General features: G+C 67.6%; 12 protein-coding genes and 1 pseudogene. 3 read left to right on the top strand and 10 right to left on the bottom strand.

All coding sequences use genetic code 11. The annotated features are described in order from the left end of the window. Positions 1 to 165: 165 nt before the first annotated feature. The 6 genes from QM568_RS14245 to QM568_RS14220 form a co-directional block, all read right to left on the bottom strand. A complete protein-coding gene (locus QM568_RS14245; protein ID WP_415139837.1) occupies positions 166 to 567 on the bottom strand; it encodes a hypothetical protein in 402 nt (133 codons plus the stop codon). Positions 568 to 582: 15 nt separating this feature from the next. Continuing rightward, positions 583 to 1,899 (bottom strand): TNT domain-containing protein, encoded by a 1,317-nt coding sequence (locus tag QM568_RS14240; protein ID WP_415139836.1) that lies wholly within the window; start codon positions 1,897 to 1,899, stop codon positions 583 to 585. Next, positions 1,896 to 2,219, bottom strand: coding sequence for a type VII secretion target (locus QM568_RS14235; RefSeq protein ID WP_415139835.1), 324 nt, complete (start codon positions 2,217 to 2,219; stop codon positions 1,896 to 1,898). The genes QM568_RS14240 and QM568_RS14235 overlap by 4 nt, the downstream gene beginning before the upstream one ends. 36 nt (positions 2,220 to 2,255) lie before the next feature. Next, on the bottom strand, positions 2,256 to 2,537 hold the full coding sequence (locus tag QM568_RS14230) for a YbaB/EbfC family nucleoid-associated protein (protein ID WP_415139839.1): 282 nt from the start codon (positions 2,535 to 2,537) through the stop codon (positions 2,256 to 2,258). A 206-nt stretch (positions 2,538 to 2,743) separates the two neighbouring features. Beyond that, positions 2,744 to 11,323 (bottom strand): hypothetical protein, encoded by an 8,580-nt coding sequence (locus QM568_RS14225; protein WP_415139834.1) that lies wholly within the window; start codon positions 11,321 to 11,323, stop codon positions 2,744 to 2,746. Between the two features lie 147 nt (positions 11,324 to 11,470). Beyond that, complete coding sequence (locus tag QM568_RS14220) at positions 11,471 to 12,046, bottom strand: response regulator (protein WP_415139838.1); 576 nt, start codon at positions 12,044 to 12,046, stop codon at positions 11,471 to 11,473. Positions 12,047 to 12,098: 52 nt separating this feature from the next. Between QM568_RS14220 and QM568_RS14215 the strand changes: the two are divergent. Together QM568_RS14215 and QM568_RS14210 are read left to right on the top strand one after the other, a co-directional pair. Then, a pseudogene (locus tag QM568_RS14215) lies at positions 12,099 to 12,284 on the top strand (PH domain-containing protein); the annotation flags it as partial. Positions 12,285 to 12,603: 319 nt separating this feature from the next. Further along, positions 12,604 to 13,506 (top strand): phosphoribosylaminoimidazolesuccinocarboxamide synthase, encoded by a 903-nt coding sequence (locus QM568_RS14210; RefSeq protein WP_415139833.1) that lies wholly within the window; start codon positions 12,604 to 12,606, stop codon positions 13,504 to 13,506. A gap of 5 nt (positions 13,507 to 13,511) precedes the next feature. Here the strand turns inward: QM568_RS14210 and QM568_RS14205 are convergent, their stop codons facing one another. Both QM568_RS14205 and QM568_RS14200 read right to left on the bottom strand, forming a co-directional pair. Then, positions 13,512 to 13,907, bottom strand: a complete 396-nt coding sequence (locus QM568_RS14205) for a type II toxin-antitoxin system VapC family toxin (RefSeq protein WP_415139832.1) — start codon at positions 13,905 to 13,907, stop codon at positions 13,512 to 13,514. Then, on the bottom strand, positions 13,904 to 14,167 hold the full coding sequence (locus QM568_RS14200; RefSeq protein ID WP_415139831.1) for a type II toxin-antitoxin system VapB family antitoxin: 264 nt from the start codon (positions 14,165 to 14,167) through the stop codon (positions 13,904 to 13,906). Before QM568_RS14200 ends, QM568_RS14205 begins: the two co-directional genes overlap by 4 nt. A 104-nt stretch (positions 14,168 to 14,271) precedes the next feature. Here QM568_RS14200 and QM568_RS14195 point away from each other — a divergent pair, with 104 nt between their 5' ends. Further along, positions 14,272 to 15,579 (top strand): uracil-xanthine permease family protein, encoded by a 1,308-nt coding sequence (locus QM568_RS14195; RefSeq protein ID WP_415139830.1) that lies wholly within the window; start codon positions 14,272 to 14,274, stop codon positions 15,577 to 15,579. 122 nt (positions 15,580 to 15,701) lie between these two features. Here the strand turns inward: QM568_RS14195 and QM568_RS14190 are convergent, their stop codons facing one another. Both QM568_RS14190 and QM568_RS14185 read right to left on the bottom strand, forming a co-directional pair. Next, on the bottom strand, positions 15,702 to 16,700 hold the full coding sequence (locus tag QM568_RS14190; protein ID WP_415139829.1) for a LacI family DNA-binding transcriptional regulator: 999 nt from the start codon (positions 16,698 to 16,700) through the stop codon (positions 15,702 to 15,704). Positions 16,701 to 16,773: 73 nt separating this feature from the next. Then, positions 16,774 to 17,579, bottom strand: an 806-nt coding sequence (locus tag QM568_RS14185) for a glycoside hydrolase family 1 protein (protein ID WP_415139828.1), incomplete at its 5' end; no start/stop codon positions are given.

Here is a 17,579-nt window from a genome sequence, read left to right as displayed (position 1 = left end):
TACCACCGTCGCCGACGCCAGCGCCGCCTGGGCCGTTTGACGCCCATCGAGTTCGAGACCATCATGAACACGACCGCCGCACTGGCGGCGTGACTACAACCTGTCACCTATCCGTGCAGCAGTCCCTATCCTCACACGTCCGCGGCACCGAATCACTCACGAAAACTAGTCCCGAGTGAACTTCACGCCGAGGATCTTCTCCGCGCGAGCACGCTGCGCGGCGCCACTCGCCGCCCCTCGCGCCTCCTGCTCGGGAGTGAGTTTCGGGAAGCGATTGCCGACGTTCTTGAGTTTCTCCCACGCCCATGCGCACGCGGCAGCCTCGTCGGGAAACACCATCGGCTCACCAGCATCGTCCAGCACCGGCTCGACACTGTCACGATCGTCCCCGCGAGTAGCAGTGAAACGCCCACCACGATGCCTTATCAACGTGATGCTTGTCGGTGAAAGCGGAGTACCCGCCCGCACACAACTGATGAAGTAGTGAAGACTCCGCGGATCACGCAGCTTCGCCGCTACACGAGCCTCAAGCTCCTCGTATGTACGCGGCACTTCATCGCCGATCACAATCCGACCTTCCCGTCACTCAACAATATCGAAATAGTCCAGCCACTTGTTTATCCCACCGGGAAAGAAATATTGTAGGCCTTTCCCGCGCTGTTCGAATCCTGGTGCAATACGACCAAAGACCACTTCATCCGGGAGAACCATTCCCGGTTTCAACCGCAACGTGTACGACCCGTAGTCCGGCCCCAGACGGTCCGGCGGAAGGCTGAGATCGGTGAACGATGTGTCTTTCGGGGCCGCGAACTTTCCTGTGTCATCGACCGGGGAATCGACCGAGATTCGTGTGATCTCGTCCCCGGGTTTGAGGATCTGATTCGCCGGCACGCGTGGCACTGCCGGGTCGAACCCGTCGTCGAGCGGGAAACGCCACCATGGACGGCCGACCTGATCGAACTGTTTGAGGTGGGTGTCGATGAAGTCTGTGGGGGTGAGGTTGCCGAAGGGTTTGTAGCCGGGGATGTTCGCGTCGTCTGCCCACCGGGTCATGTTGTCGATCAGGTCCGTGCGGCGAGGGTCGAGGCGGCGGATCCCGGGAAGCCCGATGACGGCTTCCTGCGCGTTGTGGACGGCTTTTTGCGTCTTGCGCAGCGCGGTCGCGTACACATCAGCCGCGTGCCGCATGAGCGTGGAGAGTTGATCGAGCAGGCGCGCGAGGGCCTTGCACGACGAAAGCGCGTCGGTGACACTGCGACCGACCTTCGTCGCCAACGACGCGACCCTCGTTGAGACCTGAGCAACGATCGCCGGGGTCGCAAGCCCCAGAGTGAAGATCGCTTCCGCCGCCCACGAAATGATCGAGCCGACCAGTTGCGAGAGCACATCACGGACCACATCGTGCACGATCTGCACGATCGTGCCCGCGACCTGCAAACCGGTCGACATCGCGTCAGCCCACGACGCGGCCACACCCAGATGCTGCGCGGTCTCGCGTTGGAACCGCACATACGCGTCGATCGTCTCCCCATGCAGGTGATCGACATCCGCGAGGATACGGTTGAGCTCATGCTGGGCGTCTTCGAGCTGGTCGCTGATGTTCGCCCACGTCTGACCGAACGCCGCAACCTGACCCGCGTCACCGGTGAAATCGTTGAACCAGCCCTTCAACGGTTCAAGGTGATCGATGAGCCACCCCAACCCCGCACCGATCAGCGAACCAAGCGGGTCGATGACCGTCGCGGCCGTGTCCAACGCGACACCGACACCAGCCACCGTGCCTTGCACCCAGTCACCAGAACGGATCGCGCCCGCCAACTGCTCACCAGAGTCAAGGATCCCAGCCCCACTGAAGGGGGTCGCCGTGTCGATCGCGTCAGCGACAAGCGGATTACTCACCCGAGCATCTCCTCGAGCTGGCGGATGAGCTCCACATTCCGCGCTTCAACAGCCTCGAAATCCTCCCCCACCGCTCGAAGCTCGACAGCGCTCCGAGCGATCAGAGCAGACACCTCACCGATCGCCTCACCGACAAGACCCGAAGCGAGCGACGCGGGCGGCGCAAGAAACGCACACAACACCCCGAACGCCTCACCACCCACCGACACCACCCGAGCAGCATCCGCCGCGGCCTCGACATCGGAAGCGACCCGCTGCACACGCGACGCATGCGCACGAAGATCATCAACGTCGACGACAATACGATCAGCCACCGCCACGACACCCTCCCCCGAACCGGCAGCAGCACACCACCATCACCACGAAACCTGAGACCCCGGCTCCGGCGCATGCTCGTCAACTTCGCTCCGCAAACGCGCCACAACCCCCGAGTCCTCACCGAAAGCCTCCACAGCAACAGCGACAGCCTGCTCTCCAGCCCGCACCCGCGCCTTGTTCGCCGTATCAACGATCGAACGGGCCAGATCCGCCGGCCGCAACTCTCCCGCACGCTCCGAGAGCGCGAGATCAACAAGCCGCCCCGACGCATCAACGACAACAGTCACATCACCACGCGGCGAAACAGCACGACCCCGCACCGCATCAACATCCGACTGAAACCGTTGAGCACGCTCAGCAACACGCTGAGCCGCCGCGATCTGCTCCCCCACCCGCGCGAGAGCCTCATCCGCCGCCGCATCCCCCGAAAACAAGCCCACCCCACAAACCTAAGACAGCCACCAAGAACCCCACAACAACGTCTCACCGCATGACAAAGCCCATCACCCCGCGCGCACGTCCTCGCTCAACGATCGACGTGAGACAGAGCCGGTCGTTGGTCGACGAGAGCAGTGCGCGCTCGCCGGCGAGCGAGCAGGACAAGAGCACCGCCGAGTGCCAGCAGCAGGCCCAGCGGCACGAGCACCGGGTTCAGCGTGCCTCCCGTGACGGCCAGCGGCTGCAGCCGCACCCGGACCACACAGTGCGTCTGCGCGTTGTCGGTCGGCGCCTCGCCGCAGGCCGACAGCGTGTCCGGGTCTCCCGTGAAGGCATCGAGGCCGATCACGTTATCCAGGTCCGCATCGCCGGTCGGGGTGTCCTTGACCGTCACGGTGTATCGGATCGTCGCGGTCGCGCCGGCCGCGAGCGGGCCGCTCCAACTCAACGTGGGCGACGAGTAGGAGACCGTACCGGCGGATGCCGTGGCGTCACCGTTGTAGCGGGCGTCGTCGAGCACTCCGGCAAGGGTGTCGACGACGGTCGCCGGGTCGTCTTCGGTGAAGTCCGTGGCACCGAGGTTGGTGACGGTGACCGTATAGGCGATGGTCTGACCGAATGTCGTCACGGCCGCATCTGCGACCTTGGTGAAGGCGAGCGAACGCACCGCAGTCTGCACCTCGGCCGTCCGCGGCGGCGCCGCGCACGAATCCGCGGAATCCGGGCAGACACCGCCGGGCCAGCGCGTCGCGAAGTCTTCATCCGCGGTCGCCCGGTTCGTCAGCATCCGATCTCCGGTGAGCGACGCATTCACGATCACGCTGTAGGTCACCGTGACCGATTCGCCCGCGGCGAGTGAACCGTCCCAGACGAAGCCGTCTCCGCTCGCGGTGATCGCGCCGCTGCTGGCGGTGATCTCCCCGTCGAGCACAGCGTCGTCCAGCACCTCAGAAAGGTCGTCAGTGAAGGTCGCGTCCGCCACATCGACCTGGCCGGTGTTGGTGTACACCACCTCGTAGTCGACAGTGTCGCCGGCAGCGACCACCCCCGCGCTCACGAACTTCTCGATCTGGAAGCCCGACAGCGCCGAGGACGTCGACGAGCAGGCGCCGGGGACGCAGGGATCCGGGGTGGCCGGCGTCGTCGTCGAAGGAGCGGCCACGAATGCGGCGTTTTCGAGCGACTGGTCGCCCTCCGCCGTCACCGTCACCGTGTACTCCAGAGTCACCGAGGCACCAGAAGCGAGCGGGCCCGACCAGTTGATGTAGCCCGAAGGCGTTGTCAGCGCACCATCGGCGGTATCCACCGTCACCTCACCCAGGGTCGCATCGTCCAGGACGCCAGAGAGGTCATCCCACACCTCCGCCGGGTACGTCGAGGTGAAGTCACCCTCGCCGACGTTCTCGACGACGACCGTGTAGGTCACCTGATCGCCGATGCGCACCACACCCGTGGCGTCCGAGGATTTGGACACGTGAAGCTCGGGCAGGTCGATGTCGGCTGCGGTCTCATCCTCGGACTCCACCACTCCGCCAGTGCTCGAAGCGACCAGTGCGCGGTTGAGCCAGCCGGCGTCGACCGAGGTCTGGTCAGCCGGGAGAGCAGCCGTGACCGAGACGTCGAAGACGTGCACCGCGCCGGCAGGCAGTGTTGCTCCGGCCGGCACCACGACGAGGTCGGTGGTGCCGTCCCAGGTCGCGGAGGTCGTCGGCGCTCCGGTGCGGCCGGTCGCTGTCGTCTGCTCGATGACCGTTCCGCTCGGGAAGGACAGCTCGTCGCGCAGCTCGTAGCTCAGGCCAACGGTGCTCGAAGGGTTCGTCACGGTGACCACGTAGCTCACCGTCCAGGTGCCGTCGGCGTTGCGCACCGGTGCGCCGTTGACCGACTTCGTCACGGCAGGGTCGACGGCGCTCGCGCAGGCCGTCGCCTCGCTCTCGGTGTCGCCTGCGGTCAGGCTGACCTCGTTGGAGAACCCGGTGCCCTCTTCGCCGGCCGCGAGCACACAGTCGCCCGCAGCGTCCGTGCCGCGTATCGATCCTGAGTCCACGATCGCGTTCACCCGGTACTGGTGGGTGGCGCCCCCGCCGAGCACGACATCTTCGACGAGGGTGACGTTCCCCTCGCCGTCCCAGCTCGGGTCCACGATCACGCCGGCCGGCCGCACCGGGACCGTCGCACCCTGGTCGAGGACGATCCCCTCGCCGAACGCGAACTCGTCGGCGAGGTCATAGAGGGCAGCGATGCTCGGGCTCGGGTTGGCGACCGTGATCTGGTAGGTCACCGACCAGGTGCCGTCGGGCAGCTGATGCTGACTGACGATGTCTTTGGCGACGCCGAGGACGGGGGCCTCCGGGGCGTCGGTGCAGGCGACAGCGGCTGTCGTCCTGCTGCCGACGACGATCTCGGTCTCGTTGCGAAGACCACCCGACCCCTGGTCGGCAGCGCAGAGGCGAGTCTGCGGCGCCAGAGCGGTAACGGCCTCGAAGACCACTGTCACCGTGTAGGTGTGCCGTGTCGGTGTGGCATCGTCCACCGCCGCCTCGATCGACCCCGTGGCCAGCGCCGTGTCGGTGTCGCCGTCGAAGTCGGGGTTGACCGTACCGGGACCGGTGACGTCGACGGAGCGCACGACGGTCCCTGCGGGGAAGCCGAATTCGTCGTTCAGGCTGTACGGAGTGCCGCCTGCTGCGGTCGTGGTCGAGCGGTTGGTCACCACGACCTCGTACTCGATCTCCCACAGGCCCGTCGCCGGATCCTGCACAGGCTCGCCGACAACGCGCTTGACCACGCTCGGGTCGGTCGCCGCCTCACAGGCGGATGCACTCGATGACAGCATCCCGCTCGTCACCGTCGCGACGTTCAAGAAGCCCGTCCCGGTTTCGCCTGCATCGATCCGGCAGTCCATCGCGGCGTCGTTGGAATCGTCGACGACCGCGGGCGGAGTCGCCACGACGGTCACCTCGTAGACGTCGGTCGCGCCGGCCGCCAGCGCCACATCCTGGGCGATGACGGTGTCGGCGGTGCCATCCCAACTCGGCGATCCGGAATCGATCGCGGCGCTGACGATGCTCACGCCGGCACCGAACTGCTGTTCGTCTTCGAGGTCGTACTCGGTCGAGTACGAGGCGTCGGGGTTGCTCACCGCGATGCGGTACACGAGCGTCCAGTCCCCGGTCACGGCATCCACCGAGCTGCTCTGCAGGCTCTTGACGATGTGCGGCATCGGCTCTGCCACGATCGCAGCACAAGCGGATGCTTCATCGGAGACGACGTCGCTGCCGCCGGCGAGCAGGCTCACCGTGTTCGCGTAGCCGCCGGTACCAGCGGGCGCGCAGGCCAGCTCGGAGCCGGTCACCGCCCCGGCCGGGACCTCGGTCACCAGCGTCACGGTGAAGCTGCGAGACGAACCCGCTGTCACACGGTCAACGCCGGCGAGCAGCGCCGTGTCGGCGACCCCGTCGAATCCGGGGTTCACGTCGGCACCCGCAGGAGCCTCCACGAGCACGTCGACGACGGTCACTCCTGCGGGCAGGTCGAAGGCGTCATCCAGGGTGTAGGCGAGCTCGGATGCCTGCGACTCGGCAGGGGCCGCGACGACGATGTCGTACACGGTCTGCCAGGAGCCGTCGGCGCGCTGAGTGCTCGCCCCGGCGACCTTCGTCACCGTCGGCGCGATCGGCTCGGCACAGGCCTCGCTGGTCACTGTCCGGCCGCTGGGCAGCTGGATCGAGGCGAGGTTGCCGAATCCGCCCGCCGCGCCGTCGATGCAGGCCGCAGCGGCAGTGCCTGCGATCTCACCGGCGTCTGCGACGACGGTCAACTGGTAGGAGTGGGTCGCGCCGGCAGGCAGGGTCACCGTGTCGGTCACCGCTCCCGAACCCGTCCAGGCCTGGGGTGCCACGCCCGCGGGGGCCGTTGTGACCTGCGCCGTGTCGGGCGTGATCCCTGCACCGAAACGCAGCCCATCCGAGAGCGCGTACGAAACAGCGTTGCCCGGGTCGTTGTTCACGACCTGAACGTCGTACACGATCGTCCAGGTGCCGTCGTCGTTCTGCTGCAGCGAGCCCACCGACTTGGCCACGGTCGGGCCGAAGCGGTTGCTGGTGCTCGCGCAGGGCGCACCGTCAGCGGCGAGGCCGGTCACGGCGTCGCAGCCGGAGGCACTCGAAGTGAACGCGGTGTTCGCGAGGATGCCGTCGCCGCCATCGCCCACCGTGACCCGGTAGCTCAGCACCGCCGTGCCGTTCTCGGGGACGGCACCCGTCCAGCTCAGCTCGCCGCCTGCGGGGTTCGGGAGCGTCGCGGGGGCCGATCCGGTCACGGTGATCGATGCGGAGCCGGATACGAAGGCGGCGTCGTCGAGCACGTCCGTCAGCACATCGCGGATGGTCGCGCTCGGCAGCTCGGCGGTGCCCTCGTTGGTCAGGGTGACGGTGTAGGTCACCTCATCGCCGGCGTAGACGCCCTCAGCGGGAGCGTTGGCGGTCTTCTCGATCGAGTACAGCAACAGGTCGTCGGTGTCCGAGTCCTCGCCCGTGACCACCGCGAAGGAGTCGTAGGGATCGGGTGCCTCGGCCTTGGCGACGTTCTCGATCGTGCCGGTCGCGTCATCCGCGACCCGCACGGTCACCGTCCTCGTCACCGAGGAGCCGGCACCGCCGGTTGCGACGTCACCGTCACCGCTGGCGGTGCCTGCGGGAGCCAGGTCGATCCCGGTCCAGGTGACGACCCCGCCGGAGTAGGCACCGCCGTCGGAGGAGGAGACGTACACGAGCCCGGCCGGCAGCTCGTCGGTGAGCGTCGCGTCGGCGACCGGCTCCCCGACGAGCCCGTTGGTGAGGGTGATCGTGTAGGTGTACTCGTCGCCGCGCATCGCCGCGGTGCGCCCGTCGTCCTTCTGCACGTGCAACTGGGGCCGCCCCGCGGCGATCGCGAAGCATCCGCTCGCGTCGTTGTTGTCGAGGTCGGGGTCGAACATCGGACCGTGCACTGTGCCGTCGACGCAGACCTCGTCACCCGAGGTGGGCACCACCGGGATGTCGAGGGCGTCGGGGACGTCCTCGGCCAGCAGTCGCGGCGCACCATCGACTGTCTGCGCGGTGCAGGTCAGGGTCACCGGGCCCGTCTGGGTCGCGCCAGGAACGGTGCAGGACCAACCGGCCGGGGTCAGTCCGGTGACGCGCATTCCCGCCGGGATCTCGACGTTGACGATCGCCGGGGCGAGCGCCGAGGGGCCTGCGTTGACGACCGTGAAGGGCACGACGCCCGGCCGGTCGATCTGCAGCGGCAGGCGGGCCGGCACGGTCAGCTGCAGGTCGGCCTGCTGCGTCGTCGCACAGACCGGCTGCGGCTCGGCAGGGATGCCCACCTGGTCGGCCTTCGCGGCGACCGAGTTGCACGCCACCGCGTCGACGGCCGCGCCAGGCACGACCTTGGCCGCGTACTGGAAGGAGACCTCGCTGCCGGGGGCGAGCGTGGCGGTCGCGGTCGCGCGGATCGACTGCGCATCGTCCTGTGCGGCGGTTCCGGCTGTCCAGTCGTTGACACAGCCGACGGCGCCCGGGTTGACCTGGGCACGGCACGGGTTCGTACTGCCGGAGAACGCCAGGCTCACTCCACTCGAGGCGGTGACCGAGTTCAGCACCTCCTGGAAGGTGCTGCCGCGCGGCGTCGAGGCCAGCGCGGTGCTCGTGCCCATGTCGCCGATGTAGGGCAGAACGTCGTAGGCCACGAGGTTCGTCAGCGGCATGTTGCCGGAGTTGACGATGCGCACCCGGTAGGTGATGTTGCTGGCCGTCGGGTTGACGCCGACGAGGGAGCCCGGTTCGGAGATCCAGTCGCAGCCGCCGGGCAGACTCGCATCCGGGAAGCAGATCTCCTTGATGACCTCCATGCGCGCGGCGGCGCCGACCGTGACGCCCGACGAGTTCACCGTGGCGAAGCCCTCGGTCGCCACACCGTCTGCGTCGACATCCGAGGCGTCCGTGACGGCGCCCGTGTAGACGGCCTGGGTCGTGGTCCAGTTGTGGTCGGCCTCGCCGACCCATGCGCTCGCGACCCCGGCGCTGCCGCTCAGTGCGGAGAACGTCGGCTGAGCCTTGACCGTCATGGTCGGCAGGGTGGCGTTGGCGCCGAAGTTCGTGCCCGCAGGCCAGCTGGCCACGACGAGGCTGCGGGCAACGCCCGAGATCGTCACGGTGCGGTAGCTGAAGGTGACACCGGCGGGCACGGTGCCGGCGGCGAAGGAGGCGGATCCGTCGACGACCTCCCAGTTCGGCGGGGCGAGGAACACGTACTGCGGGTTGAAGACCTCGCCCTCAGGCACGAGCGAGCTCGTACCGCGCACCTGGTAGGTCACATCGCGACCCGGCACGGCCAGGCCGCCGCCCTCGACGACCGGCGAGCCGACGAACTGCGCGGCGAGGCGCGGCCGCAGATCGGCGTTGCCGTAGGTGACGGTGAAGGTGGCATCCGGCAGCACGACATCGGCGACGCCCATGTTGGGGTAGGTCAGCTTCGCCGAGGCGGTGTTGGTCCAGCTTCCGTCAGGGGTGGCCGCCGTCACGTTGTAGGCCAGGCGCAGCTCGTAGTACGAGGTCAGCGTGTTCTGCGCGGTCGTGGCGTTGACCGGCTGCAGCATTCCCGTCGTCGCCCGCACGGCGGTGATCCAGGTGCCCGTCGGCGCCGTGAAGGGAATCGCAGCGGTTCCGGTCACGCCCGTATTCAGGGTGTACTCGACAGTCGCGGCAGGGGTGTTGACGTGGTTGTTCCCCGTATGCGTGATGTACGTGACCTTCACCGGGCGACCGTCGAGGCCGGTGTCTTCGATGACGGCCTGGGCGGGCACGTTGCCGGTGTTGCGAACGACGATCGACCAGTAGTGGGTCGCCGTGCCCGTGGACGGCGGAATGATCTGCCCCGCCGTGCCGGAGTTCGTGCTGGACTTGCTGAGCACACCGCGGCCGAAGGGCGCGAGATAGAGCAGGTCGTGCGTCTGGGGGTTCAGCACCACATCCGACAGCGTCGGGTAGTCCGGGTAGGTCATCCGCGCGGTCGCGGTGTTGCTGCGTGTCTGGCCCACCGGGGCGTCGGCGGCGACCGCATAGTACGCGCGCACCGTGATCGCCTTCTGCGCTGTGCCCGTCTGCAGCTGGTTCGCCGCTGGGAGCTCGCCGGAGGTCACCGACATGTGCACGAAGCGACGCCCCGCCGGAGCCGTCGCGGTGCCCATCGAGAAACCGGTCGTTCCGTCATCCAGCTCCCAGTCGATGCGCGCCTGGGGCCAGGCGACGCTGGAGCCCGGCGCGTAGGCGATGATCTGGTCGACGAGAGCGCCCTCGACATCGAGGTCGTCCTCGATCACCGCGACGCCGGACACGTTGGCCTGGTTGCCGACCGAGATCTCCCAGTAGTGACGGTTGAGCTCTGCCGCCGGCTGGACGACCACCGGCGAGTCGCCGGAGATGCGGGCCGGGCCGTCGTAGGTGGAGGCCTTGTGGTTGAAGATCGCCTTGGCGAAGGGGCGGATGCAGGAGACGTTGTGCGTCTGCGTCGACATCGCCGTGCGCACATTCGAGTTGTCGGCCATGCCACCGGCGCCGAGGTAGATCATCGTCAAATCGACCGAGGTCGTGACGGGCTCGGTGAAGTTGCAGTAGTCGGTGTCGGTGCCGCTCGGCGAGAACGCCTCAGGAGGGTAGGTCACCGTGACGTACCGCGGGCCGTACTTGCTCGAGTTGCCCGGCAGGTACCATCCGGCCGCCGGCTCCTGCCGCCCGGGTGCGGGAGCCATAGTCCAGGTCACCGTGTGCGTCGCCGCGTCATAGACCCCGCCGCCGGTCGCGCTCACATAGGTCGCGCGGGGGTCGAGGTGGTGCACCACGGTGTAGCTCTTCGCGCAGGTATAACGCGCGTCGCCCTTCGGCGCAGACTCGCGGATCGGCAGGCATCCACTGTGCATCGTGATGCCGTACTGGACCTGTGTGCCAGCATCCCTCGATCCGGGGTTGCTCAGCGAGAGGCCCGGGTTGATGATCGTCGAGCGCCACTCCACCGTCGCCGTCCGGTCATCCAGGGTTGCCGGGGTATTCGGGTCGTTGGAGATCGACGTGGACTCCGCCGTGACCGTCATGCTCAGGGGTGTGCCGTTGGGCCAGAACTGCGCATCCCGCATCGTGTAGATGCCGTGACCGGCGAAGCCGAGCGCTTCCCAGGTGTAGTTGACCTGGAAGCTACCAGCAGCCCCCGCCGCGAGATCGCCGAGGTTGATGGCGTAGCCGGCCGCCGCAGTGCCTGAGATCGTCGCACCAACGAACGGCGCGGTCCAGTTGTTGTAGATCAGGTGCTGGTACACGCCGTAGGTGGGATCCTTCGGCGCCGGCGCGATCCGCACGATCGAGCCGTCGCAGTTGTCGTTGCTGCACGAGTAGGAGATGCGAAGGCCGAGGCCCGTTCCGGTTCCGTACCCGGTGCCGCCGGCCCAGGTCTGCGGGCTTCCGTCGGCAGGCAGCACCGGCTCCACCGTCACGGTCAGCACCCCGTTGCCGGCCGCGGCGGCGGGACTAGCCGTCGCCATCGGGATCGCAAGAGCGAGCAGAGCGGCCAGCACCGCCTGGATGATTCGACCAGGCTTGCGCACACGCGTACCGTCAACGGCTCTAACCGACATGATGCCCCCTCAGGCAACTCCCCCGGGATCTGCGCCCGTTGGACCCAGCATATCGGTCGCCCTCAGGGCCGCCACGAGAGGGAATGCGGCTGGCGATCTGGCCGGCGCCCGCGGTCTCGACGGAGGACGGAACGCCTCACCACCGTGTCAGATCTCCGCGGGACCCAGGCCTGCTCGTTCAAAAATGACGCCCACCTGCACTCGCCCACGCACTCCGAGTTTCGAGTAGACCTGTTCGAGGTGCGTCTTCACTGTGCCCGGTGAGATATGCAGCGCAGCACCGATCTCGTGATTGGTCGCGCCCGAAGCGACCCGTTCCGCGACTCCACGCTCGCGATCGGTGAGATCGGCGATTCGCGATGCCGCTTGCTGGCGACCCGTGCCGCCTTCACCTTCGATGACCCTTCGCACCAGCTGCGCCATGCTGTGCGCCGACATCGCGATATCGCCCTGTGCGGTGCGGTGCACGGCTTCGATGATCCGCTCCGGCGATTCGTCTTTCATCAGATAACCGCTCGCTCCAGCGTGCATCATGCGAACGAGCTGCCCCTCGGCATCTATGCTCGTCATCGCGAGAACACGCGTGGACGACTCCGCAACGATCGCCGCAGTGGCGTCGATTCCGTCCACACCCGGCATCGCTACATCCATCAACGCCACATCCGGTCGGCGGAGACGCACGAGCGCCACCGCCGCTGCGCCGTCAGCGGCCTCTCCGACGATTTCTATCTGCGGGTCGACTCCGAGAACAAAACGAAATCCGTTTCGGATGAGCGAGATCTACTCGCTGCCGTATTCGTCGATTCTGATGTGGTCATCTGAGAACGCGGGAACACTGGACTGGAACTCCGAGCTCGAGCTGTGGACGAAGGCGGGCCACATCAAGGTCAAACTCGCCAGAGGAGTCGACGTGCGCCGCCTCGACAACCTCATCGCCTGGGCAGTGCTGAACGCACACTGACTTCCGTCGCAACCCGCTCCCGTTCCGTCTCGTCTCGTCCCGTCTGCATGCTCGATTCCCGTCTGCAGGTCCCCATCCCGTTTTTGGACCTGCAGACGGGATTTCGGCATGCGGACGGGACGGGGACGGGGACGGGGGGACGGGGACGGGGACGGGCCGGGGCGGGGACGGGCCCGGGATGACGGGGCGGGTACGGCCGGTACGGATGCACGACCCGGGTACGGATGCACGACCCGGGTACGGATGCACGACGGCATCGGGCGTATGGTCGTGCAACTGTTCCCGGGTCGTGCAAGTGTGCCGGGGGGCGGGGGACAGGATGCCGCACCACCACACACCGGACCGCGATAATGGTCGAGTGAGCGAAGCACTGAACATCCCCGGCTGGCGGCACGTGTACTCGGGCAAGGTCCGCGACCTGTACGCCTCGGATGACGCAGACGACACCCGCATCCTCGTGGTCGCATCCGACCGGGTGAGCGCCTTCGATGTCGTGCTCTCCCCCGGCATCCCCGAGAAGGGCGCCCTGCTCACCAGGCTCAGCCGCTGGTGGTTCGCACAACTGCCGGACGTGCCGAATCACCTCGCCGAGGGCGAGCTGCCGGCATCCGTCTCCGACCGCGCCATGCTCGCGCAGTCGCTCGAGATGCTGCCAGTCGAATGCGTCGTTCGGGGATACATCACCGGATCCGGGTGGGCCGAGTACCAGCAGAGCGGAACCGTCTGCGGCATCCCGCTGCCAGCCGGCCTGCGCAACGGCGACCGGCTACCAGAGCCGCTGTTCACCCCTGCCTACAAGGCCCCGATGGGCGAACACGACGAGAACATCACCTTCGAGAAGACGGTCGAGCTCGTCGGCGCGGAGCGCGCGGCCGAGCTGCGCGACGCCTCGCTCGCCGTTTACGCCCGCGCGGCCGCGATCGCGGAGAACGCGGGCGTGATCCTCGCCGACACGAAATTCGAGTTCGGGACGGATGCCGCAGGCACCCTGCGCCTGGCCGATGAGGTACTCACGAGCGACTCATCGCGGTATTGGGATGCCGAGGCCTGGCGCACCGGCGCGACCCCGGCCGAGCGGATGGCGAGCTTCGACAAGCAGATCGTGCGCGACTGGCTCGCCGCCCACTGGGACAAGCAGGGCGAGCCGCCTGCGCTTCCGGCGGACATCGTCGAACGCACCGCCGACCGCTACCGCGAGCTCATCGACCGCCTCGGGGCCTGAGCCGTCTACCCGCCCACCGCGATGCGCACGTCGGTGTGGATGAAGTCATCGCCCTTGAAGAGCAGCGGCTCGTCGCGGGCGATCGCCAGAGCGTAGCTGAAGCAATCCCCATAGTTGAGCCTCGCCGGATGCTGTGAGCCGCGGCCGTAGCGGCGATACGCATCGCTGGCAATTCTCGCCTGGTGCGCATCGACAGGTTCGATCCGTGCATCCGCCTGCGACAGGAGCTCGCGAAGTTCGAGCAGACCTGGTTCGCCTCGGCGACCATGCACCACGATTTCCGTCTCCACGAGAGTCGCGGCGGATATCGACACAGTGCTGTTCTCGATCGCCTCGACGAAGGCCGTCTCCTCGATCTCTCGCAGGATCATCGCCATCCACGCAGAGGTGTCGACGATCATCGGGGCAACCCCATCTCGTCGTACATGTCATCCATGATCTGCTCGTAACTCGGCCCGACATCGGGGAGCGCTTGCAGACGCGCGAGGGACTCACGCATCCGTCGACGTCGCCCCTGCGCTGCCTCATCGCGTTCGGCCTCCAGCTCGGCCAGTCGCCGCCGCACCGCATCCTCTACCGCACTCGTCTGGCTCTGCCCGGTCAGCGCGGCGAGGCGACGCACCAGCTCGTGCGTCGTCTCATTCTTGATGTTGAGGCTCATGTCTACCATTCTACCGTTTGATCTACCATGGTAGAAATTACTCAGCAGAATCCCAGGAATCGATAGGGTGGCTCCAGCATCCCCCGAGCCCTGAGGAGCCACCCATGCCCCTGTGGAAAATCCACGGAGACGGCCGCACCGTCGCACCCGGACAGGTCGTCACCCCCGAAGAGCGCCTGAGCTGGCCGGCCACCATCGCCGTCGGCGCCCAGCACGTCGTCGCCATGTTCGGAGCGACCTTCCTGGTCCCGATCATCACCGGCTTCCCCGTCACGACGACGCTGCTGTTCTCCGGCGTCGGCACGCTGCTGTTCCTGCTGCTGACCCGCAATCGCCTGCCCAGCTACCTCGGGTCGTCGTTCGCGTTCCTCGCACCGATCACGGCGCTCAACGGCGGCAACACGCTCGAGACAGCAGAGCAGATCACACAGGCTCTCGTCGGCGTTGCGGCGGTGGGCGTACTGCTCGCCGCAATCGGCTTCGTCGTGCAGGCCGTTGGCACCGGATGGATCGACCGGCTCATGCCTCCCGTGGTCGCCGGCTCCATCGTCGCGCTGATCGGCTTCAACCTCGCCCCCGCCGCCTGGAACAACTTCAAGGCGCAGCCCGAGCTGGCCACCGTCACGCTGGCCGCCGTCGTCCTGTTCAGCGTGCTGCTGCGCGGATTCCTCGGACGCATCTCGATCTTCCTCGGAGTGGTCGTCGGCTACGTCGTGGCCGCCTTCACCGGACAGCTCTCCTTCGACGGCATCCAGGACGTCCCATGGATCGGCCTCCCCGAGTTCCACCTAGCCGCGATCACGGATGCTGCCGCCTGGACGCTCGTGCCGATGTTCCTCCCGGTTGTCCTTGTGCTGATCGCCGAGAACGTCGGGCATGTGCGCGGCGTCGCCACGATGACCGAGGACCCCTCGATCAACGAGAACACCGGCCGCGCTCTCGTCGCCGACGGTATCGCGACGACGATCGCCGGCGCCTTCGGCGGGTCGGGCACCACGACGTACGGCGAGAACATCGGCGTGATGGCCGCCACCCGCGTCTACTCGACCGCCGCGTACTGGGTGGCGGGGATCGTGGCGATCCTGCTCGCGTTCTCGCCGAAGGTCGGCTTCGTGTTCAATACGATCCCGGCAGGAGTGATCGGCGGGGTCACGACCGCGCTCTACGGCCTCATCGGCGTGATCGGCATCAAGATCTGGGTCGACAACCGCGTCGACTTCTCGCGCCCGGTGAACCAGTACACGGTCGCGGTGTCCTTCGTCATCGCGATCGCCGGATTCGCGATGGGCTGGGGCTCCTTCCAGCTCGGCGCGATCGTGGTGGGCACTCTCGCGGCTCTCGTCATCTACCACGTGGCTGGTGCGATCGCCCGCTGGCGCGGGACCGACACGAGCGACGCCACAGGCGCCTGAGCACCCTTCGTCTCGCTTCGCGGTTCCTGAGCGGGCCCTTCGTCTCGCTGCGCTCGCTCAGGAACCGCCCTTCGTCTCGCTGCGCTCGCTCAGGGACCACGAAGCGACGAGACGAAGGGCGCTCAGCCCGAGGCGCGCACCACGAGCTCGGTCGGCAGGATCGTCGTGCGCTCGGGGCTGCGTCCGGCGAGGCGTTCGAGCAGCACAGTGGCCATCGCCTCGCCGAGCGCGTACATGGGCTGACGGACCGTCGTCAGGGGCGGCTCGGTCGTGGGCGCGGCGGTGGAGTCGTCGAACCCGACGATCGCGATGTCCTCGGGAACACGGATGCCGGCGCTGCGCAGCGCGATCAGCGCCCCCCGCGCCATCAGGTCGCTCGCGACGAAGATCGCGTCTGGCCGCCCTGCGGCGAGAACCCGGCGTGCGGCCGCGGTGCCCGACGCCTCCGTGTAGTCGCCCTCCTCCTCCACGAACGGGACGAGTCCGGCATCCGCGAGCGCTGTGCGAAACCCCTGCAATCGATCGTTCGAGGACACCATCGTCAGGGGGCCGGAGATCGTCGCGATCCGAGTGCGGCCGATGTCGATCAACCGGCGGGTGGCGACCAGTGCCCCCGCGACGTTGTCGACGTCGACGACGTAATCGCCCTCGCGGCGGCGCACCGGGCGCCCACCGTAGACGACCGGCACCGCGTTGACGATTCTGTCGATGAACACGTCGCTGGTGTGGTGGGAGACGATCAGCGCACCGTCGACGCCGCCGTTGCGGACGAACGCCGACACCTTGTCGCCGGGATCATCGCTCGCGATCAGGAGGTTGAGCAGGTAGTCGGATGCTCTCAGAGCACCCGTGATCCCGGAGACGATCTCGGCGAAGAAGGGGTCGCCGAAGAACCGCGTCGTCTCCTCTGGCACCACCAGGGCGATCGCGTGCGTCTGCCGGGAAGCGAGCGAGCGCGCCGCCCGATTGGGCACGTAATGCATCTCGGCGATCGCCCGGTTCACGGCGGCGAGCGCTTCAGGGCTCACCGCAGTGGATCCGTTGACCACCCGCGACACCGTTGAGCGCGACACCCCTGCGGCGGCCGCGACCTCTTCGATGGTCACCCGTGACGACGTCACCTCGCACTCTCTTCCATCGCCCTATTCTCACCCGTCGTGGCGTGGTTCGCAGCGCGGCCCCGAGCCAGCAGCCTCAGAGAGCGCGGGCGGCGATGATGCGCGCGTATTCCCGACCAGAGTCCTTCACGACGCGCTCCTGGGTGTCGTACTCCACGCGCACGATGCCGAAGCGCTTGGCGTAGCCCCAAGCCCATTCGTAGTTGTCGAGCAGCGACCAGTAGAAGTACCCGCGCACATCGACGCCGGCATCCGCAGCGTCGAGCACCGCGCCCAGGTGCAGACGCAAGAACTCGGCGCGATCCGCGTCGAGCACCTGCCCGTCGTCCGATACCACGTCGTCGTAGGCCGCGCCGTTCTCGGTGACGTACAGCGGGATGCCTGGCGCGTACTCCTCGGCGACGCGCTGCAGCAACCGGTTGAGCCCTTCGGGCTGCACCTCCCATCCCATGCCGGTGCGCGGGAGGCCGCGTTCGACCCAGTGGATGTCGGCGGACGAGGGGAAGGGCGAGGCCGTTGGCCGTTCGGTCGGCGCCTCACCGCCGCGCGGAGGGTCTGCGGTGGCCGTCCCCGACAGCAGCTCGCCGTGGTAGTAGTTGACGCCCAGCGCATCGAGGGGTGTGGAGATCGAGGCGAGGTCGCCCGGATGCACGGCCCGTTCCCAGCGCGCGACCGCCGAGGAATCCACCGTGCGCAGGTCGCGGATGATGTCATCGGGGTAGGCACCGCGGAAGATCGGGTCGAGGAACCAGCGGTTGAACTGCCCGTCGACGAGCCGGGCGGCGTCGCGATCCTCCGCCTCGGCGGGGTCGGCGGGGTCTGCCACCGTGAAGTTCAGGGTGATGCCGAGGTTCAGCGACGCGTCCCGCTCGCGCAGCGCGC

The sequence above is a fragment of the Microbacterium sp. genome (assembly GCF_047607465.1).
Classification (GTDB): Bacteria; Actinomycetota; Actinomycetes; order Actinomycetales; family Microbacteriaceae; genus Microbacterium.
This window is presented reverse-complemented; position numbering and strand designations above follow the sequence as displayed.